At 46.4% G+C, this 17,339-nt stretch carries 15 protein-coding genes and 1 tRNA gene; 8 read left to right on the top strand and 8 right to left on the bottom strand.

The annotated features are described in order from the left end of the window. Positions 1-142: 142 nt before the first annotated feature. Positions 143-1,687: an MBL fold metallo-hydrolase RNA specificity domain-containing protein gene (locus QW520_04500; protein MEM0449061.1), complete on the top strand. Its 1,545-nt coding sequence runs from the start codon at positions 143-145 to the stop codon at positions 1,685-1,687. Here QW520_04500 and phrB read toward each other — a convergent pair. The 4 genes from phrB to QW520_04480 are packed head-to-tail and all read right to left on the bottom strand — an operon-like array spanning position 1,682 to position 6,434. Next, positions 1,682-3,043, bottom strand: coding sequence for a deoxyribodipyrimidine photo-lyase (gene phrB, locus QW520_04495; protein ID MEM0449060.1), 1,362 nt, complete (start codon positions 3,041-3,043; stop codon positions 1,682-1,684). The genes QW520_04500 and phrB overlap by 6 nt on opposite strands. 43 nt (positions 3,044-3,086) lie before the next feature. After that, a complete protein-coding gene (locus QW520_04490) occupies positions 3,087-3,842 on the bottom strand; it encodes a hypothetical protein (protein ID MEM0449059.1) in 756 nt (251 codons plus the stop codon). 53 nt (positions 3,843-3,895) lie between these two features. After that, on the bottom strand, positions 3,896-4,531 hold the full coding sequence (locus QW520_04485) for a winged helix-turn-helix domain-containing protein (GenBank protein MEM0449058.1): 636 nt from the start codon (positions 4,529-4,531) through the stop codon (positions 3,896-3,898). Beyond that, positions 4,521-6,434, bottom strand: coding sequence for a beta-propeller domain-containing protein (locus QW520_04480; protein MEM0449057.1), 1,914 nt, complete (start codon positions 6,432-6,434; stop codon positions 4,521-4,523). The genes QW520_04485 and QW520_04480 overlap by 11 nt, the downstream gene beginning before the upstream one ends. Before the next feature lie 510 nt (positions 6,435-6,944). On the opposite strand from QW520_04480, the gene QW520_04475 reads away from it, so the two are divergent. The 4 genes from QW520_04475 to QW520_04460 all read left to right on the top strand — a co-directional run bounded on the left by QW520_04475 (position 6,945) and on the right by QW520_04460 (position 10,014). After that, on the top strand, positions 6,945-7,484 hold the full coding sequence (locus QW520_04475) for a rubrerythrin family protein (protein MEM0449056.1): 540 nt from the start codon (positions 6,945-6,947) through the stop codon (positions 7,482-7,484). A gap of 187 nt (positions 7,485-7,671) precedes the next feature. Further along, a complete protein-coding gene (locus QW520_04470) occupies positions 7,672-8,592 on the top strand; it encodes a TRC40/GET3/ArsA family transport-energizing ATPase (protein ID MEM0449055.1) in 921 nt (306 codons plus the stop codon). Next, positions 8,585-8,908, top strand: a complete 324-nt coding sequence (locus tag QW520_04465) for a thioredoxin family protein (GenBank protein MEM0449054.1) — start codon at positions 8,585-8,587, stop codon at positions 8,906-8,908. The genes QW520_04470 and QW520_04465 overlap by 8 nt, the downstream gene beginning before the upstream one ends. Before the next feature lie 65 nt (positions 8,909-8,973). Then, positions 8,974-10,014 (top strand): sensor histidine kinase, encoded by a 1,041-nt coding sequence (locus tag QW520_04460; GenBank protein MEM0449053.1) that lies wholly within the window; start codon positions 8,974-8,976, stop codon positions 10,012-10,014. 43 nt (positions 10,015-10,057) lie between these two features. On the opposite strand, the gene QW520_04455 is transcribed toward QW520_04460, so the two are convergent. After that, positions 10,058-11,776, bottom strand: a complete 1,719-nt coding sequence (locus tag QW520_04455) for an alkaline phosphatase (protein ID MEM0449052.1) — start codon at positions 11,774-11,776, stop codon at positions 10,058-10,060. 208 nt (positions 11,777-11,984) lie between these two features. Between QW520_04455 and QW520_04450 the strand changes: the two genes are divergently transcribed. Continuing rightward, positions 11,985-12,794, top strand: a complete 810-nt coding sequence (locus QW520_04450; protein MEM0449051.1) for a 4Fe-4S binding protein — start codon at positions 11,985-11,987, stop codon at positions 12,792-12,794. A 47-nt stretch (positions 12,795-12,841) separates the two neighbouring features. Here QW520_04450 and QW520_04445 read toward each other — a convergent pair whose 3' ends face one another. Beyond that, positions 12,842-13,069 carry a hypothetical protein gene (locus tag QW520_04445; GenBank protein MEM0449050.1) on the bottom strand — a complete coding sequence of 76 codons (228 nt, stop codon included), beginning with the start codon at positions 13,067-13,069 and terminating at the stop codon, positions 12,842-12,844. A gap of 267 nt (positions 13,070-13,336) precedes the next feature. On the opposite strand from QW520_04445, the gene ppcA reads away from it, so the two are divergent. Then, complete coding sequence (gene ppcA, locus QW520_04440) at positions 13,337-14,779, top strand: phosphoenolpyruvate carboxylase (protein ID MEM0449049.1); 1,443 nt, start codon at positions 13,337-13,339, stop codon at positions 14,777-14,779. A 442-nt stretch (positions 14,780-15,221) separates the two neighbouring features. Here ppcA and QW520_04435 read toward each other — a convergent pair. Beyond that, positions 15,222-15,296, bottom strand: a tRNA-Arg gene (locus QW520_04435). Positions 15,297-15,446: 150 nt separating this feature from the next. On the opposite strand from QW520_04435, the gene hypE reads away from it, so the two are divergent. Then, positions 15,447-16,493, top strand: a complete 1,047-nt coding sequence (gene hypE / locus QW520_04430; protein MEM0449048.1) for a hydrogenase expression/formation protein HypE — start codon at positions 15,447-15,449, stop codon at positions 16,491-16,493. A 30-nt stretch (positions 16,494-16,523) separates the two neighbouring features. On the opposite strand, the gene QW520_04425 is transcribed toward hypE, so the two are convergent. Beyond that, the gene (locus QW520_04425) at positions 16,524-17,114 is read right to left on the bottom strand and encodes a VIT1/CCC1 transporter family protein (GenBank protein MEM0449047.1); all 591 of its coding nucleotides are present in this window, start codon (positions 17,112-17,114) and stop codon (positions 16,524-16,526) included. Between the last annotated feature and the right edge of the window lie 225 nt (positions 17,115-17,339).

Below are 17,339 nucleotides of genomic sequence, written 5' to 3'. Positions count from 1 at the left end.
AGCATGCTCATCCTTTCAAGGCAAAGAATCGATTCTATGAATAATCGGTATCAGTATCCATAGAGTTGATATTATCTATGAAAAGTATCAAGAAAAGGCAGATATGTAAGGACGAGTCGAGTCTAGAGAAGGTGGGTGAATATTGGCACGCCTAATCGTTTTCGATGGTGCTGACTGCATAGGAGGCAATAAGATACATCTTTCCTTCGAAAAGAAGGGGAAACGCACAGGTGTTTTCCTTGACTTCGGAATAAATTATCATAAGCTTGGTGACTACTATCAAGAGTTCCTTCAACCCCGCAGCTGTAGGGGGGTTCACGACCATGTCCAAATGCATCTTGTGCCCTTCATACAAAATTATCGCCATGATGTCATACCTGACGATCTGAATCTGAGTAAGGCCCCGAAATTAGACTTGGCTGCGATAATGGTGTCCCACGCACACATGGACCATATGGGGCATGCCGCGCTTCTGGCATTAGAGGTTCCGATGGTCTGTTCTCCTATCACAGCAGCCATCATGAAGGCCATGAGGGATTTGGACCAGGGCGGTTTCGAGTCGCAATGTGCCTATACCAATGTAGGTTCTTCAAGGAGTCGGGAAGGTAGGGTGATATCATATGGTAGTCGCGAGGCCTATCATGGTAGGGACATAATTCTGACACAAGACTGGGCGCCAAGCCTAACGAAGCTTTGGTCAAAATCCTCTGCCAAGAACAAAGTGATCGAAGGAGGAGGACTATTTAATAAGGATACGTTGGACCTAGATTTCGAATCCTTTCCTGTGGACCATTCCATATTCGGCTCCACGGCCTATGCCATAAATACAGAGAAAGGGTATGTTGTTTACACGGGCGATCTTCGCTCCCATGGCACTCAAGCGGATAGCACCTGGGATTTTGTGCGAAAGGCGGCATCCCTCGACCCTGTTGTATTAATAATAGAGGGTACTACCACTAGCAGGTCTCATGAAGAAATTGTGAGCGAAGCTTCAGTAAGGGAGACATGCCTCCATGACGTCCAAAATGAGAAGGGGTTGATTGTTGCCGACTTCTCACCGCGGCATTTTGAGCGCCTGGAAACTTTCAAGGCGATAGCAATTGCCAGCGATCGCCAATTGGTCGTGACCTTCAAGGATATATATTATCTATGGGCCCTGGGCTGTGCGGATGGGAAGAACCATCTAGAGGGGCTTGTAGCCTATGATGCTCTTAAAACTAGTTTGAGCAATGCTGAAAATTTTGCGCGTGATCTGATGATTGATTCCCTCGTGGATCCTAAGGAGATATCAGCTGATCCCGGCCGCTATATACTGGCTTTTTCATTCTATGATATGGGAAACATGCTAGATATTGGGCCAATAGGTGGCACATATATCTATTCAAGCAGCGAGATATATAATGAGGAGCAAGTCATCGACTTTTTGCGCTTGCACCAATGGTTAAAGAAATTCGGAATGAACATCAAAGGTTTCAGGATAGATGTAATGGATGGTAGAGCTACGCCTGTCTTCGATCATCGCTACCACGCCTCAGGCCATGCTTCTGTGGAGGATCTTCTCAGGATTGTGGAAGAGATAGACCCAAAGCTGGTTATTCCAGTCCATACCGAGAATCCTCATCCCTTCTCGAAATGGAAGAATGGCAGGGTACTCTACCCTGGACCCGCGGAGCCTATTGATCTATAATGAAAGCGATTCGACCCTGTGGATATAAGCATCCACATCGAACTTCGCCCTGGCCCCAGTAAGGCTCATGTAACGTATTTTCCCGAATATGGGGCGAGAGGGCCATGGCCTGTCATGGACCCCACCTATGGACCATGCTATACCCGCATAGCCATTAGGATCGCGTCCATCCAATTCATAACGGTCGTTGAGACGGATGGCCACTCTCATCGCCTCCTCAGGGCTGGAGCACCATTCCAAGAGTTTCTTGGCCCAATACATGCGCAGATAGCCATGCATCTTACCCCGAACGACCATCTCCCTCTGCGCCGCATTCCACAAGGGGTCATGAGTATTTCCCGCCTCCAAATCCTTCTCATCATAGGAATATTCCCGCCGATCGAGCCTATGCTTCTCCAGCGAAGCCCTCGCCCATTCAGGGAAGCAGTCAACGGAGTCGTAGTTTGGGCAATAGAAGCAGAAGTTGTCCGCCAGCTCTCTTCTAACTATAAGCTCTTCTAGGAAGGCGGATTTGTCCTCTTCAGGTGCTGACGACTTCGTCACCTCCCAAGCCACCCTGTGCGGCGAAAGTTGTCCAAAATGGAGATAGGGTGAAAGGTTCGATTGCCCATCAATCTCAGGATTATTTCGCCTCCGCGCATAGCCTATTAGCCCCTTTTCTATGAAGGAATGGAGCGCCTTTCGACTGGCTTCTTCGCCAGGTATTATCCAGTTTACTGGCTTAACGCTTCGACCGACTTTTAAGGAGCGCTCAGCCCGTTCCCAATCTGTCATGTCGTTTTCCTTCCAGGGCACCGATGGAGATAAGGTCGGCAAGGGCTCTAGGAAATATTGAGATAGCTGGCTTTTGAGTTTGGGGCGAAATGTTCCTGCAGAGTATTCCCTCTTGAATGATGCTATCCAGCATGGAACGATATTATGCGCATCCACCTCGTAGACGGAAAGCTCACTGGAGCCCAGAACCTCTTTTTTCCAGGACTGTTTTGGTCTTAGAGGATCAAAATCGCATATGAGGGCCGCAGCGTCCTCTTCTTTAATCAGGATTGACAGCTCCTCTCCTGGATTCCCTGTCAATAAGCGGAACCCCACACCCAGCTTTAACAGGCTGGATTCTACCTCGCGCAGCCCTTTTAACATGAAGCTGTATTGTCTTATAGTCGCCTCCAAGTAATTGGGAACGAGGCAGAAGCAGGAGATGACGGGTAGGCGGAGTTCGTTTCCCTTTAGAATTGCGAATAGTAAAGAGGGGTTATCTGAGACCCTTTGATCCCTGCTCATCCAGTGTAGGATGCATCTACCTTTTTCCAATCCTTTTGCTAAACCTCTCGCCCTTGATGTCACCGAGACGGAGGTCATATGAAACAATTAAGAACGATATAACTTAAAAAGTTCTCCCATTCTAACGTTCGAATTGGAACCATTGCGCTTCCCTCTGGTAAAAATAATACGATGAGTCGAGACGCAAAATACCCAGGGCTAACAAAGCTGTTAGAGGTAAGAGCTGTACTTGGCCAAGTATCAATAGGCAAAAAGAGGAGGTAAATGAACTCACATAGGCGAGCGGAAGAATGAGTTTCTTATGACGTTTCTCCGCCTGCTTGAGCTCATACCTCAAGCCAAGTTGAGGGCATGGCCAAGCCAGGACTGCGTGCGATATCGCAGAGGAGAGCATGCAGGCCTGATACATCGATGCCTTGGGGTCTCTCCTCGGCTTCATCAAACGCAAGCACATGTCCACGAACAAAGGGGATGGCAGAGAGCGTTCAGCCCCAATCCTTACTGCGCGAAAATCCACTCTCCTCTTTTCCAAAGCTTTTTCCCTGCGATGATGGAACACATAAAGTGGACCGGCGGCCACGCTCCCATCATGAATATAGTGAAGAGCACGACCTAAACACCAAACGGCATCCTCTTCCCTCCCCTGGAGGAAGGCTTCCCTAGCTTTCCAGATCAGATGACGCAAGAATCTCCTGCTAGGACGATGGTGGCGGACTCTCTTCCGATGAGGCAGAAAATTGATATTCAGTCGGAGCACCTTTTCCGCTTCTCTATCGGGCTGGATGATTGCTAATTTGAGGATATTTTTCAGCCTAGGAGGCAACTGAAGTTCTTCGGCGATGGCCATGGCTATCTCAAAATGGTTGCGCCACTTCAACCCGGCACCATCTATTCATTATGTTTGATTAAATATATTAATATATTATAATGTTAATCAAACAAGGGTTCGGTAGGCGGTCGGGAGGTTTCGCCTGTCGATATAAATTTCTGTTTAGGTCTGAGTATTTTCCTAAAGCCGGCATATATCATTACGATACTCAACGCCATCGAAAATGCTCCTGCAAGCACATATGCCATTGTGATTTGAGAAGGAGTTTGTGGAGAATCAACCCCACCTGCCTGCGTTTCAGGCGTCAGGTAATCGGCTCCTGCCTGAAGACCGAAACCTTCCGACCCGATTAGAATCGAGAAGGCAGCGAAGCAGACCAGAAGCAAAGAAAGTCCGAAAATTATGACTATTTTGGTGTTCTCCCCTGGGGATATCACATCCCTAGCCTTCCAGGACAACCCATAATAGACAAATCCGTGATCCTCATAACGAACAACGAGACCTCCTTCTTCCAGCTTCTTAAGGTGTCGGTGCACCGCCGCTTTGTCTATGCCTAAATGTTCGGCTAACTGGGCGAGCGTACGCCTTTGGAGGTGGAGCGCCTTCAGTATCTCCATGCGACTATCGGAAGCCAAAGCGAAAAGCGCCCTTTTGTCCAATTCCACCTTCATCTTCGGTCCCATGTCGTTAAGCGCATAGGTTGTGCTTAACCTCTTTTCTTGTCCTTCACCGATCATCGCTTCCCTGATACCCTCCTGCCACGATTTCGAATGCGTGCCATGACAGGCCTCCTTGTACTCGCTCACGATAGATGAGCATGGCTTCTAAGGCAAGGTCCTCCATGGAGTGGACGTAAATAGCCCTATCAGTTATGGCATAAATATGGTCCTCAATGAATTGAGCTCGTAAGATGAGCTCTCCAGATTCAGGTAAAATCGCTCCTTTAAGCTTTATATTTTCATGGCTGAAGTCAAAGATGCATAATTCATTGAGCATTTTCCCTCTTTCTTCACAATAAAAGCTAATCGGAATCATAAGAAATTTTGAGTTAGGATCGTAGATAACAAACTTATGTTCCCATAGCGCCTCTGAATAAGACCATGTTCCCACCAGAAATGAATCGATCTCTTCAGGATGCTCAGGATTGGAGACGTCGAACAGAGAAATCTTCACGGAGCCGTTCTCCATTCCTAATCCTGCAAGGCGGCCATAATCCAAAGGATGCAGGTAAGATGAGAAACCAGGCACCTTGAGCTCTCCTTTGAGTATGGGATGAATGGGGTCGGTGAGATCAATTACGCATAGCGGGTCGATTTGCCTAAAGGTCACCAGGTAAAGAGTGTTGCAGATGTAGCGGCAAGCGTAGATACGCTCTTCAGGAGCTAAGCCTTCTAGCTTTCCAATAACATTGAGATTGGTATCAAGCACGTACACATTGCTCATCTGATTGCTCCAGCTCAGGGTGGTGGCCACGCGGAGCATTCCCCTGCTCTCGTCCAAAGAAAACTGATTCAGCGGGTGCCCCGGCACATCCCCGCGCGCTTGGAACTTAACATTAAGTCCTTGCAAACTGAACTTATAAATCGATGTGAAAGAAGGATCGTTGATGGATGCTATTGGCTGATTCCCACTTCTTAAAGGAAAAATGTTGATTGTACTCGCGTATTTCTCCTTCCATTTCTGGAAAGTGAGATATAATGAGTTAGGGGAGACGTAGATAAGGGAGGAATAGCTAGTTAATATGCTTTCTAGGCTGTGCTCGAGACTAATCACATCAACTGCCAATACGTTCAAGAAGGAATAGGGATCATTACACTCCGGATCATATCGAATCGTGCTAGCCTCAAGGGCTGAGGCAGAGTTCTTTTCGAATAAACAAGGAATCGATACATTCTTCGTATCACTCCATACGTATTGTTGGGTAACCAAATACAATACTTCATCCACCATTCTAGAGGTCACATAATGGCCAGATGTTCCCTTGAAGCCCAAGAAATTAGGAATTCCGTCGAGCAGGAAGAAAGAGAGCACTAGACAATGCTCCTCCATCCCACTACAATAACATGTAACCTGTGGCATGTCCCTTAATGGTGATTCCCCTTCTGAGCTCGATTCTTCTCTCCAGAACAAATTATAATCATGTGGATGGTGGTGATAGGTGACGATGGAAACCACCGCCACCAATCTGCCCCTCATCAGAAATATACCGTTAATGAGGGCGGATTCATTCGACCCTAAGTGCAAGATCTCTTTTATATCAATGTAGGAATGATTTGATAGTTGATCAAGAGGATAAGCCTTGACGATGGATATGGCGTCAACTTGAGCTATGTAAAGATATTTGCCATCTGTCTTGACCATATCGGCCTCATCGACTCCTTGCACTTGGATATTCGTTTGGGAATGATGAGTTATCGCTCCTCCTGCATCCTCAGCGGTTCCAGATGCCATTAATGTCCATGCAGTCCATTCCCTTTGAAAGCTGCGAAGATATCGCTTCAGATCTTCTACATCCTTGAAGGCCGGGAAGGTTTCACTGATGGATGATTGCGCTTCCTCGCCGATCAAGGTTACGATGCCAGCTAGACTTAGTCCTAGCGCAATCAAAACCGAAACCGTGATGGTAATTCTTCGCTTCATCTTCTTCAACTAACATTTATTTTTGAAAAGATAAAGCAAAGTTCCGTCAGCGTTGACATTTTTGTCAACGATTCATGGAGATGTTTTATAGAGCTTACAGCGCTGATAGATAACCGTAGTCAAGAATTTTACATTCGAAGCAATAGAGTTAGAGTTAGAGTGAAATTGGCTTCTCTCAGATCACCTTGGCATAATTGCTCATATTTTTTGTATACCTTTTAATTGCCCTTTCTGTTTAATATTATCCTTATATCAATATGGAAAATTGTGGTGAATTGTGATGACAGACATATCATGAATAAAACCACATCTGTTTGTGAGGGGCTTTGACGGCAGAAGTCAATAATAGGTTTCGCTGTGATTTTCCTGCCCGTTAAATTATATAATAATGAAACAATAAAATAATAAAGGAATTCTGAAAAGAAATTTATTTCCTGGATTTCAAAACTCATTAAACAAGCTCTATATATTCGTTCATTAAGTGAGGGGAAGAAGACTGGAGGTTGCGAGATGCACGCCATGACGGAACAATTCATGCACAATGCCTATGCAGGGGAATCGATGGCTCACATGAGATATTTGATATATGCTGATGCTGCAGAAAAGGAAGGATTCAAAAACGTAGCTCGACTGTTTCGTGCGGTGGCCTTTGCGGAAGAGATTCATGCTAGCGGGCATATGAGACGCTCGCCTCGGAAGATGGGAGCGGTTGCAGCGGAAGCTCCTTTTGGAGTGGGAAAAACCGCCGAGAACCTAGCTGTAGCGGTGGAAGGGGAGAAGTTCGAGGTGGAGGAGATGTACCCCGTCTATATGGAGACCGCGAAATTGCAAGGAGAGAAGATAGCTTATACTTCTTTCGAGTGGGCTTATAAAGCTGAAAAGGTACACAAAAAAATGTATGAAGAGGCAAAGGAGCTCGTTGATCAGGGAAAGGACTGGCGAGATGCAAAAGTGCAAATATGCTCCACTTGCGGTTGGACAGTAGAGGGCGAAGCTCCAGACGTATGTCCAGTTTGTGGGGCTAAGAGTTCTGCCTTCCGCGCATTCTGAAGCGTCGAGCCATAAAGCTCTCGCTTCACAATTTAACCCTTTGACATAGGCATCCAAAGCATTAACAAATATTGAAAGATGGTGTCACGACGAAGCCCCTTTCAACCTATCAGAGAACATTGATTCGCTTTGACCAATGTAATCGTAAGAATCATTATGGTATTACGAGTGTGATGTGAGGAGTACAATGACTGAGTATAAAGAAATGATAGACCTAGTTAAAGAGAAAAGGTTCTTATTCTTTGGCGGAAAGGGCGGTGTTGGAAAGACGACGATGGCCGCCGCAACCGCCCTTTGGTTGGCTGATAATGGCTATAAGACGCTAATAATCGCTACCGATCCAACTGTCTCCTTGTCCGCCACCTTCGAGCAGAGGATCAGTGAGACCGAGGTCACTCCCATTAACTGCTCCTGCCGCTTGAGCGGATTGAATATCAACCCCAAGAAGGCCATGGGTCTGTTCCAAAGCCGCATGACTGGAATGTTAGAGGGTTTTTCCACGCTTTTCGGCAGCGAGCTGCTCTCTACACCCTGCACGGAAGAGATAGCAGCATTTGATCAGTTCGTTTCATTTATGCAGGACACCGAGCATGATAAGCTCGTATTCGACACTGCCCCTACCGGCCATACTCTTCGAGAATTGAGCATGCCCTTCGACTGGTCTAGTTATATAGCGAATCAAATAAGGAACAGAAAGGAGCTCTCCGAGGTCCTGGGATTCGTTTATGACGAGGACATGATCCAAGATTTAAGCATGGAAAAGGAAAGATATGATAAGGCGGTAAAGGGCTTGGCAGATGCAGCTGTCTCCGCCTTTACTCTCGTCACCTTACCTGAAAAGTTATCTATTGAAGAGACATCCCGCGCCATTGATGACCTGAAGAGCTTCGGTATAATGGTACCCTCTCTTATTGTGAATCAGGTGATACCTCTGGAAGTCCTGCAGGGCAATTGGTTTCTGGAGAAGAGGAGAGAGACGCAAAAAAAGCATTTAGAGGAGATCGACAGACGTTTCCCTAATCTGATCAAGACCTATGTGCCTATGATGGAGACTGACGTATACGGCGTGGAAAATCTTAGAAAAGTGGGGAGGCATCTGTATGGTTGAGAAGTTGAGGCTCACTTTGCTTTCATTCGCCTGCTGCAACCCTAAGCTTGCCGCACATGATAAAGTCTATTTCGAGCGCATAAAGGAGGCCCTAAAAAGACTGCATGCCGAGGCTGATATCGAGCTGGTTCATGCTACGGACGCCATGATGTCGCGGCGCTATGGCTTCATGTCAGATATAATCCCGCTCTTCGACAAGTATGGACAAGCAGTGACCCCAGCGCTCTTTGTGAATCAAAAGCTCGAGCTATACGGTGGCGTTCCTACCCTTGAAAAACTGGAGCAGGTATTGGCCAAACATTTGCACCAGAGCTAGACAGCTTATCATATTAGAAAATTAGTGCTTAACATTCATAAATCAACATAAAATAGCTAGAGGGGATGAAAATAAAAAGCCAGGATTTAGAGAAAATATTCATAATAGCAGGCCTGATAGCAGCCGCTATTCTCCTAACCTGGTATTTCCACACGGTCCTCGAACAGGGCACTCTTTTCACCCACTTTTTCTATATTCCTTCCATATTGGCAGCTTATTGGTGGAGAAAAAAAGGGGTTTTGGTCGCGGTCGTTTTGGTGATCGTTCTCCTGGCATCGGACCTTGCAGCTCAGAACCTCAGGCTTTTCACTGATGATGTGGTTCGAGCTTTTCCCCTCATCATAATTCCTCTGATAGTCGCATATCTGCGAGAAGAAGGGTTGCGCTATGAATCGGCCCTGAAACAAGTTAATGAGAAACTAGCTAAAGAAAACGAGGCGAGGAAAAGAGCGGAGGAGTTCGTATTTCAGGCGAATCGCAAGCTTAGGCTCCTAAGCAAGATAACCAGGCATGATATCCTCAACCGGCTCATGGTTTTAGAAGGAACTTTGCGTATGCAGGCAGGAAAATGCCCAGATGAGGAGTGTCGCAGGAACGCGGAAAAGATGTCTGAGATGTTAAGATCTATACAGAATGACATGGAATTCACCAGAGATTATGAGGAAATCGGAGTCAGAGGGCCCTCATGGCAGAGTGTTAGGGCGGCCTTTGAACAAGCCGCATTAAAGCTTGGGCTGGGGAATGTGGAAATGGTCAATCGAGTTAATGGCGTGGAGGTCTTCGCTGACCACATGCTAGTCAAGGTATTCTATAATCTCCTAGATGATTCGCTGAAGCATGGAAATGGAGTAAGAAGGGTTTCCCTTAGAGCAGAGAAAGACAAGGAAGACCTGCTACTCATATACGAGGACGATGGTGTAGGAATACCTACCGACATGAAGGAGCGCATTTTTGAACTAGGCCTTTCCCCTAAATCTGACCGAGGGTTGTTCCTTGCGAGAGAGATACTTTCCGTCACAGGGATCTCGATCAAAGAGAGTGGAAAGTACGGCCAAGGCGCTAGGTTTGAGATTAGAGTTCCTAAGGATAAGTACCGAGGAGCATAAAAAAGTGCAAGGGGGCTTTCGCCCCCCTAAAAGGTTTAGCGTTTTAGCTCGCGAATTTAACGAGCTTCAGCGCTTCTGTAGGCAGGTACACCTTACCTGTCTTCTGTGAATATATCACCACGCCATTCATCGTATGCCACTGGCCATTCACTATAGCTACATCCTTTGCGAAGTGGAAGATGGCAAGAGTCGCCCCGTCTTTCTCCACTTGCATTACGCCATTGGCGCCTGGTATGATGTTAATTGTAGCTCCTATTGAGGCAAAGAGGCTGGATGCCTCGGCATACAGCTTTTCGTCAGTGCTAGCCAGGTTCAGACGGAGGTTACTCTCTACAATCCGTGCTAGGTCAGTGTTTTCAAAAAGTCCTATAGGACGGTTGGGGCCGAATGAATACAATGGCACGTCTTCACCAGTATGCCCAGTGGTAGTCCATCCAATCACTGATAGTTTGCTGATTATCGGACCGACCGTGTATGACAGGTCACTCGAAACATTCCTGGCTGCTCTTATGGCTACGATGTCCGCGTCCGTAAGGGCATTAGAAGGCACACCATAATATTGTTCCATGATTTGCCGTATGGTGCTAGCATTCGCATTCTTTTCCATCACCTCTCCAAGTCCAGTCCCGGTCAGTTTGGCTTTCGCCAATGGAACGACCAGTGCAGCATCTGGTAGCTTTGAATAGGTGTGGTCGGTCTTTGAAGAACCAATGGACATACCTCCATTTCCATGATCGGTGAAAGCAAGCACCTGAGTTCTTTTGTTTTGCTCAGCAAAGTCTAGGGCTACCTTCACGGCGGCGTCAAAGGCTAAGACCTCAGAGATGACGCCCACAGGATCATTAGCATGTGATGACCAGTCGATCATGCTGCCCTCAACCATCAAGAAGAAGCCGCGAGGGTTCTTGGAAAGGATGCTAATCGCCATTTGAGTCATCTCCGCCAAAGAGGGTTCATGAGCGTGCGCCGGCAGGGAGCGATCGAAATCTCGGGCCATGGCGTCGTTGGCGAACAGCCCCCACACCTTGGTCTTTGATGGACTCAACGAGAGAAGCTGCTCGCGCGTCTCCACAAAGGTATATCCTCTCCCCTTCAGAACCTCGATGAGGTTCTCACCGTCAGTACGCTTTCCCCCTTCAGCAACAGGTAGCAGATATTGTTTACCGCCTCCAAATACTACATCTATATCAGCATACACCTGTTGCTCCCCTATCTCATTATAATTTCCACGGTCATGCCAATGGGAAGTAAAGGCAGCAGGAGTAGCGTGCTGAACATTGGAAGTGGCGACAATACCCACGGACATGCCGCGCATCTTCGCGGCCTCAAGGACAGTTGCAACTGGTTTGTATTGCTTGTTCTCTGGCACCTGAGGCAAGCCCGAAATGGTGACTGGGCCAGGCAATACGCCTACATGTTTATCGCTTGTTTTATATCCAGTGGCGATGGCCGTTGCCGCAGGCGCAGAATCCGATATTATGGAATCGGCTCCATAGGTGCGGATCATGCCTGAAGGCATTCGATCTAAGGCTAACTCTCCACCTTTGTACCATCTAGCGGCAGTTATATGCGTGGGGCCGCATCCATCTGGAATCATAACAATTAGGTTCTTCACGTATCCCGGCTCTGCTGTAGTGTACGTAAATCGATTCGTTTGCGCCTCCTGAGCAGTAGTCAAGCTGGCCGTGGCCACGAGAACGACGATCGCGACCAGGGCTATGACTTTGTTCCGAAGCGCCTTCATTTGCATGCTTAAACTCATTATTTTCCCTCCGAGAAAGGATTTAAACCAGAGACCGGAAAACTCAATAATATGCCTCATGGAATTTTAGAAATTAAGGGAAAATACTGGAAATAGAGAAAGGACAGAAATGCCCCATAATATGCAATAATTTTTGCATTTACGACGGTTGATTGCAAAGAAATAATAACCAACTGAACAAAATCTAATAAAAAAAGGAAGGGTGCTAATGAGTTTAAGTTTGAAAGAAGCTTTGCGAAACAAATGCCATGCTCTTGGGATCGAAATGATGGGGATCGCAGATGTTGATAGATGGAATGATCCGCCCTTTCATCCCTGGGTCCCTGAAGAATTTAGGCCCAAATTCATCTTCCCAGAAGCCCGTTCCGCAGTGGTTGTAGGCCTACCGGTAACCCTTCCTGTTGTAGAGACCAGCCCCTCCATACATTATTTTCAACTTTATAGGACAGTGAATGACATTTTGGATCAGTGCACTTATCACCTATCGAATTTTTTGAATCATGAAGGGTTCGCATCTATATTCATTCCAAGAGATGGGTATGGGCATATTTCATTGATGAAGGAAAGGTCATTGGTTTTCTTCTCTCACCGTCATGCTGCCTTCCTGGCAGGCTTAGGAACCTTTGGCGTCAATAATATGCTACTGACCAAGGAATATGGCCCCAGGGTGCGCTTCGGAACGGTTCTCACCTCCGCTGCCATCCCGGCCGATGAAATGATGAAGGAGCAGCTTTGTATCAGGTGCATGCGCTGCGTGGATGCGTGCCCGGTGAATGCACTAAAAGAAGAGGATTATCCCAAAGGGCTGACTGATAAATCTGCCTGCGCTGCCCGAGCCGTGGAGTTGGCGAGCAGATACGCTTCTCCATGTGGCTTCTGCATTAAAGTTTGCCCTATAGGAAAAGATCGGGAGCTATTTTACCGAGAGGATCCTGAGATTTACGATGAAACGAATCCTCACTTTGAACAACTCCACCGAGCCTGGAAGCATGTCCGCTCCTATGGCTCAAAGGTATAGGCCTAACCCAGACCAACTATCAAGGAAAAAAGATGGGATTTATCGCACTACGGCAGTTCAGTCTTGGCCAGATAGTACGACACCACATTATTCTTTTTCTTGAGCTTTACCACGCCCTTTTTCTCCAAATCCTGCAAGGCATTCATGCATTGCGCCTTTGGCAGCTTCGAAAGGGTTGTGGCCTTCTCTGCGCTGATAGCTTTCTCTTCTCCAATAGCTCCAAATTGCTTCATCGCATTGAACAATTTCTCTGCTTGAGGTGAAACGTTAGCCATGAGAAATGGAGAAAGTTGCATACTGCATAAAATTATCGGTCCGCATGCGTCCGTTGTGAGCCTTGTCGTAATCTCTTTTCCTCTCTATCTACTAATATATCGCCGATTTAAGTAAGCTAGTTTAAGATTTTGAATGGAAATCAATAATATTCATACCGACATCAATTTCAAGAAGCCAACCAAATGGATATTTCTGAAAACTAAATAATAAAATATCTTAGAGTTCTTGTTGGCCCTGAGAGAAGAATGTTGAGAATACCACGATGCATGAGTACACAACATCCAGATAACGTCAATCCACCTTTCTTTGCGGAGAGTCCTGAGATGGGTGGGGAGGATGAAGTGCAGGAGGCATACTATGTCTTTTCCCACCTAGGGTGTGAGGAACAGATGTGGGACTGTGAAGGAAAGGAAGTGGATGATTTCGTAGTGAAAAAACTTCTCACCAACTATCCCAATTTCTTCCAATCGAAAAGACTTGGGAAAGATTTGTTTATTACCCCTCGTGTCCCCAATCCTACGGTAGAGCGGGACGAGGCGAAAATATTGCTTGAAACCCTCGAATCCATACCTAGGTCATTTGATACTGCCCGAATGTTCTATCAGGACGATATCCCCCCTGTGTTCGAGGTTATCCTTCCCATGACCACATCCTGGCGATGCTTGGACAGGGTGTATCGATATTATCGCGACTTCGTGGTGGGAAAGCAGACCAGGCCTTTTCGAGAGGGAGATATAACCATAGCAGAATGGATAGGCAATTTCCAACCAGAAGAAATCAATGTAATCCCGCTCTTTGAGGATCTTGAACACATGCTTGCAGCGGACACCATAACTGAAATGTATTTGAAAGATAAGAAATTGGAGTATCAGAGAGTTTTCCTTGCCAGATCGGACCCGTCTATGAATTATGGCTATGTGTCCTCAATGTTGATGAACATGGTTGCCCTCAATAAACTACACCAGCTACAGGAGAGGATTGGTGTTCACATATACCCTATCATCGGTGTAGGTTCGGCGCCTTTCCGGGGAAATTTCAAGCCTTCAACCGTCGATCGCATCATGAAGGAATATCCCTCGGTGCAGACCTTCACTGTTCAATCGGCCTTCAAGTATGACCATCCGCATGAGGAGGTCAGAGAAGGCATCGCAAAGGTGAAAGAGAGAGATCGAGGGAAGCCAAGGGACATAGATGAAGAGCGGGCACGCGCTATAATACACAAGATAACCAAATCCTATATGGACCAAATTATTAGACTGGCGCCACTAATAAACGAAGCCTCTAGGTTCGTACCCCGCCGCCGTAAAAGAAAACTGCATATCGGCTTGTTCGGGTATTCTCGTAACGTGAAAGGCGTCAGACTGCCGCGAGCCATTAGCCTTTGCTGCGCCATGTATTCCATCGGCTTGCCGCCTGAAGTTTTAGGATTAGATGCGTTGAATGAGAAGGATTTAGAGTTCTTAAGGGAGTCGAGCCCGAGCTTCGATGCAAATTTGATGGATGCGCTTAGATACCTCAATCAAGACTCACTGAGATTGCTGCCCGAGGGTGTTGGTGCCGCCATAAGAAGATTGGAATTAGATGTGGGAATCGACGCTGTACATAAGGATATTTCTACCCGTATCCTGGAAGCTTTGAGTAAGGGCCAGCATCGAGGCCTCGAAGAAGATATATTGCGAGCCGCCAATATAAGAGGATTTTTAGGATAAGGAGGGTATTCGAATTTTCAAATTACAACGATTTCTTCTTGATGAGTATGATTATTTATTAATTGGATATTATTAATTAGATAATGAAATGATTATCATGGAAATAGACTTTAAATAATATCTATTTCAAATGGTTCCAGTGAGCTCAATGCTAAACTTCAAGTTGGTTTTAGGGCGCCTAAATTAGTAGGTCTTTCAGTATACTGATATCGGTTAGAGCATTTACTTTCATTATAGGTTTTATGATCCTCAAGTGAAGGGGGACTAATTTTTATTGAACCTCTCCTATCTTGGTCAGGTACGCCATCTTGAATCTTACCTAAATCATTTGGGTGTTGAAACGCCCTCCGGGTAAATCGTAAACCAATCATTCATTCCTTCTCTCCATGGGTGCCAGACTTAAATACATCAGTAAGCCGAGCACTGAACAAAGCCTTAGGAGCGGGCCCGCCGGGATTTGAACCCGGGTCTTTGGCTTCGAAGGCCAGAAGGATAATCCAGACTACCCCACGGGCCCATGCTCAGGCGGGTTATGCACCATGCCCAGATAAGTCTTTGTCTGAATTAAAAGGTTAGAATGTTAGGATTAGATATAGGATGAGAACTAAGTGGCGAGGATTGAATGGACTTGAGAATAGTTTAAAATGGGTGTGGCTATGGACCTGGCATGAAGCGGGTTACAATGGGGCATGGTGCGGGGGGCGAGATGATGCAGGAACTCATCCACACACATATCGTGCCCTTTATGCCCCAGATAAAAAGTGAAGTGCCCTTACAGTCTTTTGACGATTCTTCTGTCGTAGATGGAATCGTATTCACAACGGATGGACACACCGTAAAGCCTCTCTTCTTTCCTGGCGGGGATATAGGATCACTCAGTGTTTGCGGAACGGTTAATGACATAGTGGCGATAGGGGGGAGACCTTTGGCCATTTCCTGCTCGATGATCTTAGAGGAAGGGCTAGAGATCGATGTCTTGGAGCGAGTGAGTAGAAGCATAGGGGAGACGTCAAGGCTAAGCGGGGTCCCAGTAGCTACAGGCGATACGAAGGTCATGGAAGCGGGGGCCATCGAAAAGATGGTCATATGCACATCGGGAATCGGAAGAAGAAATGAATATCTGGATCATAACCTAGAGATCGCCTCCCAATACCGCAAGGTGGATTCTAACTGGATGACAGATGATAACCTACGCGATGGAGATGTAATAATAGTCAGCGGTACGTTAGGGGATCATGGAATAGCTCTTCTTTCCTTCCGCGAAGGGTATGGCTTCGAGACTGAAATATCGAGCGACATAGCACCCTTGAACGGTCTTGTGAAAGATGTTCTTCAGGTAGGTGGTGTGGTCTGCATGAAAGACCCTACTAGAGGTGGATTAGCGAATGCAGTGAATGAGTGGGCCTCAAAATCTAGAGTGGGTATAGAGATAGAAGAGAACGCCGTACCTATATCAGAACCAGTCCGAAACGCCTGCGAGATGTTAGGGCTTGATCCGTTGACCATCGGAAATGAAGGTAAAATGCTATTCGGAGTAGTCCCCGAGATGGCAGAAGAGGTGCTCAAAACCATTCGTCGGCATGAATATGGCAGAAAAGCAGCCATCATCGGTAGAGCAACCTCGAGGATAAAGGGCGTAGTGCTAAAAACGGAGGTAGGAGGTAAAAGGGTTCTCGAGCCTCCAGTAGGTGATCCAGTACCTCGGATTTGTTGATATCTATATCAATAAAAAACGTTTTTAATCTCAGATCAGCGATTCGATATAGAAACATATAAGGAAAGCAATTGCTCCAATCAAGGCCATTCTGGCACCCTGAAGAATTGGATTTCTCTTGCCAGAACGACCCATTAGAACACCAGTGACAAAGAGGACGGTAATCGCTAGTCCTATGGCCACATAAGCCTCGGTTATTATCTGACTTTCATCCAGGAGGAGAAAAGGTGTAAGTATTATCCCCCCCACCACGAGCGGAGCAAGGAAGATGATGAAGGAGATGATGAGCATGCTTATCCTGGCCGACCGACCTATGTGGGTATCTTCTAACTGTCTAAGCATTGCCCTCTCGATTTCGGCTATCCTCTTTTTCTGCTCTAAATTCTCTGCCTCATAAGTGCTGACACCAGTGGATATACCCAGCGCGACCGAGCTAGTCAATATCGTGACGATGATTATTCTCAAGTTAGGATCGGTGGAGAAGGCGCTCCCGATAACGATGCCAAGCATAACAAACGTTGAGTCAAAGATAGTGTTGACAAGATATCTCCTAATCGTGGGCCAAGTACCTGGCGTAGCAAATGCCGTCCTAATGTCTTCTTTAAGACTTCTTTGCACCATCGGATATCTTCTATTGGGAAGATACATGAAATGAGTATTCTATTATTTCGGTTCCAATATAGTCGAAGGATTAGAATATTAAAATTTTCATAAAAAAAGCCCCTTCTCTGCCGATTTTACATTCCAGAATCTTCTTATTTATCTTGTCAACATTGTCAATATTATCCAGCAGATACATAATTTATAAATAGTCAGCGACTGAATAATTGGCTTCACGAAAGAGCT

Source organism: Methanomassiliicoccales archaeon (assembly GCA_038740345.1).
Classification (GTDB): domain Archaea; phylum Thermoplasmatota; class Thermoplasmata; order Methanomassiliicoccales; family UBA472; genus JAJRAN01.
Note: the sequence above shows the minus strand (reverse complement) of the source record. Positions and strands in the feature narration are given on the sequence as shown.